The organism is Lysinibacillus sphaericus (genome assembly GCF_006864135.1).
GTDB lineage: Bacteria > Bacillota > Bacilli > Bacillales_A > Planococcaceae > Lysinibacillus.
This window is the reverse complement of the sequence record NZ_SADV01000068.1, coordinates 1-492: the sequence shown is the minus strand read 5'-3', so window position 1 is coordinate 492 and position 492 is coordinate 1. Positions and strand designations below refer to the sequence as shown.

The following is a 492-nucleotide window of genomic DNA, read 5'->3' as shown; positions in this document are numbered from 1 at the left end:
TTCTCCGCAAAGTTGTTCCACAATATGAGTAACTTTGCGTGTTGAAACACCGTTTATCACCATTTCTAGCATAGATAAAACGAGAGCTTGATCACACCGAGCATACTTTTCAAAAATTGTTGGTGAAAACTCACCATTACGAGTTCTAGGAACAGTTAGCTTGATTTTACCAATACTCATCGTTAATTCACGTTCATAATAGCCGTTACGATAATCACGGCGATCAGTAGACCGTTCATAGGCGTCTACTTGCAAATAGTCGTCTCTTTCTTTTTCCATAAATTCGTTTAATACTAAAACTATAGCTGATTTAACAACTGTATCAATATTAGAATTGATAATCGAATCTTTTAAAAGATCCATGTCTAGGTTAAACTGTAATTGGGTCATTTTATATTCCTCACTTTACTTTATTTTCGTGGTTGAAAACATTGTAACCAAGAGGAAAGAAAATGACCCCTTTTCTTTTTACACAATTATACGGACTCAATC

Annotated in this window: 1 protein-coding gene; it reads right to left on the bottom strand. The window is 34.3% G+C overall.

What is annotated here, in order from left to right; translation table 11 throughout:
* On the bottom strand, positions 1-390 hold a 390-nt coding region (locus tag C7Y47_RS24730), incomplete at its 3' end, for a transposase (protein WP_185903606.1).
* Between the last annotated feature and the right edge of the window lie 102 nt (positions 391-492).